This is a genomic window from Paenibacillus sp. P5_B5, from assembly GCF_056400365.1.
On the sequence record NZ_JBFULK010000042.1, the window covers coordinates 1 to 2,717 of the forward strand.

Annotated in this window: 2 protein-coding genes and 1 rRNA gene; 1 reads left to right on the forward strand and 2 read right to left on the reverse strand. The window is 36.8% G+C overall.

Features of this window, described 5'->3' with window-relative positions; translation table 11 throughout:
• The first annotated feature begins 1,041 nt into the window (after positions 1 to 1,041).
• Positions 1,042 to 1,353 (forward strand): hypothetical protein, encoded by a 312-nt coding sequence (locus tag AC1DOK_RS24320; RefSeq protein ID WP_477556873.1) that lies wholly within the window; start codon positions 1,042 to 1,044, stop codon positions 1,351 to 1,353.
• Positions 1,354 to 1,552: 199 nt separating this feature from the next.
• Here the strand turns inward: AC1DOK_RS24320 and AC1DOK_RS24325 are convergent, their stop codons facing one another.
• Both AC1DOK_RS24325 and rrf read right to left on the reverse strand, forming a co-directional pair.
• On the reverse strand, positions 1,553 to 1,693 hold the full coding sequence (locus AC1DOK_RS24325; protein ID WP_477556874.1) for a hypothetical protein: 141 nt from the start codon (positions 1,691 to 1,693) through the stop codon (positions 1,553 to 1,555).
• Positions 1,694 to 2,601: 908 nt separating this feature from the next.
• Positions 2,602 to 2,717, reverse strand: a 5S ribosomal RNA gene (gene rrf, locus AC1DOK_RS24330).

Consider the following 2,717-nt stretch of genomic DNA (forward strand, 5'->3'; position numbering starts at 1 on the left):
TATTAGGCACGCCGCCAGCGTTCGTCCTGAGCCAGGATCAAACTCTCCATTAAAGTGCTCATCAACCGAAGTTGACTTGCTATAATTAGAGCTGATTGCTCAAAATTTCTTGCTAGCTTGTCTTGATCACTTACGCCGAAGCGCTCGTTCTCTCAACGTTTTTGAGATTAATAATCTCTTGTATTTCTTCACTCGTTGTTCAGTTTTCAAAGGACAATTTGTTGTTTGTGTGTCTCTTATTACCTACGAGACAACTTTTATATCATACCATTTCAGAAGGCTTTATGTCAAGAATTTTTTTAAGTTCTTTTTTTGTGATTCAAACGTTTAACCGTTTGTTTCATTCGACATTATCGCGTCTTCCGAAGCGACAAGATGTATCATATCAAATAGAAAAGCATAGTGCAACCCTTTTATACAAGGTAATAATTTACATAACTAAATCTATTCAATAGTACAGTTATCTGTCATGTATGGAATCAGATCTATTGTATCATTTTTCTATAATATGAATATCTCTATAAACGATGTGATAACAATCTAGACTTCATGAATGTCTGTGTACTATTAAGAAGATGATCGCTAGAACTGCTTTCTTAACTATGAGCAAACCTACCATAGCAAACTGTAATCGTTTAGGTAGCACAGATGATATTCTTCTTATTTCCCCCTTTTGTATTGAAGATAATCTATGATGCACCTTGATGTCCCATAACAAATTTGCGAGTACACATTCTGCCTAACCGATCAAATCATTTGAGAGGAGTACACGTACGATAGCCACCTACTGCAACCCTTACAAGCATTTCAATTTACCACTAATTCAAAAATCGAGATATGAAGAATTAATAAAGGCATCCTTATCTTTCTGAGCGACATTATTACTAAGACGACACATCAAATCATCGATTCTTTAATTCCTCTATTTCTTAAATTTTCACTATGTCCCAGCAATCCTTGCAACAAATTGAATGACTATGAAGGAGATTGGTATAATACAAAAAAAGAGATACCTATATATCTATTGCAGGAGGTTACCCAATGAATCAAAAAATTGAGCAAATATTAAACACCACTTTATCAAACTGGAAGGCCATGTCGGCGCCACTTAACGAAGATGCAGAGCCTGTAGCAGATCAATTTGAGTCTTCTTTTTATCTTTTTATTGATGCTGTTCGAGAGTGGTTTCATGGGCTAGATCCTCAACCGCGAACACTTGAAGAGTTCTTAGCATTACCTTTGATGACAGAAATCAAAAACCAGCTCCCAGCTCCGTTGCACTTGAATTTTGAGACTGAGGCTGAACTTATCTTTGAAAATCAAACGAGAATTGAAGATAGCAAATATGATTAGGCACTAAGCTATTAGAAAATAACCTAAGAATAAATGAGGTGTTTCTCTTAGTTAGTACAAGAGTACACCAAATCAATGTTGTGCGTTTAACGATTATTAAGATGCGCTAAAAACACTTACTTTTCTTATAAGTGTTTTTCATTTATGACTTTTGACATGAGTTCAACCCAAGATTGGATCGAACAATACCAAGTCTGTTTCATCCGTAACCCCAACTCAAAACGAACTGTACGGTCTTGGCACTTTCTGTAGGAATAGAAATGATATCCCTAGCTGCGAAATGCCCCCGAAATACATTCACTTTCAATTGATGCGCATACTCCATTACAACTAGTAACATTTCTACCTATAGCACCTACAATCCTCGATATCACTCAAGGTGCAGCCTGCCAGCCTGCCCAATTTATTGTTAGAATGCCCTTTTGCCACCAATACGCAGATTTATTCACCAACAGGCAATAGAGCAAGTTAAATGAAACAATAACTAGTACCTCACTATTCTATCTTCACCATATGAACAACTTTAATAACAAAATCCGGAGTGATGTGATAACCACCTCTAATCAGACATGCACATAAGGTGTATTGATCTAACAGCTCCCATTAATAGTTAGGGAAGCAGAGTAGTATAAGATGTCTCCATTGCCAAAAATCAAATGATATCTTTGCTTCAGCCACAGCAGCATCCTGAACATCTGCCTGCCTTGTATTGTTATATATTGTTAAATCCAAAAATAGATCAGCTTTATTGTTTATTGTTCATTCAAAAGAACACCTGCGTACAAATATCAACCTTTGCCTGTATTCCATACATTCAAAATAATCCTTTAGCTCAATAGTTTACTTTAGACTGCATTTCATACATCCAAAAGAGCTTAAAACACCAAAATAATAACAATCGATCGGATTAGATTGTACGTTATACATTCAAATACCTAAACATCGAATTTCATGCAAGATTTGAATGTATGAAGTGCAAGCAAACCCAGTTACTATGTAGTTACACAACAGATTGAAGACGATATGCAGTAGATCGAGCGTAGATTCAATAGTCTGTCAGTAAAGGTCAATTTAAGATAGGTGCATCAAATAGAATTTGGAGGACAAGATCATCCTTGTAAGTAAAGAATCAGAACACAAAGAATCAATTAGTTCAATTACTGTCTTAGTTAACCCTAATAGTCCCTTGAATCGGGGCTTCTACACAACAAAAAGCCACTATTCATAATCGAATAGTGGCTTACAGTTGCTTGGCAACGTCCTACTCTCCCAGGACCCTTCGGTCCAAGTACCATCGGCGCTGGAAGGCTTAACGGTCGTGTTCGGAATGGGTACGCGTGGTTCCCTTCCGCCATCGTCACCAA

Excerpts from the sequence above, each read along its gene's own strand:
- AC1DOK_RS24320 (WP_477556873.1), top strand. The coding sequence starts at position 1,042 with ATGAATCAAAAAATTGAGCAAATATTAAACACCACTTTATCAAACTGG.
- AC1DOK_RS24325 (WP_477556874.1), bottom strand. The coding sequence starts at position 1,693 with ATGTTACTAGTTGTAATGGAGTATGCGCATCAATTGAAAGTGAATGTA.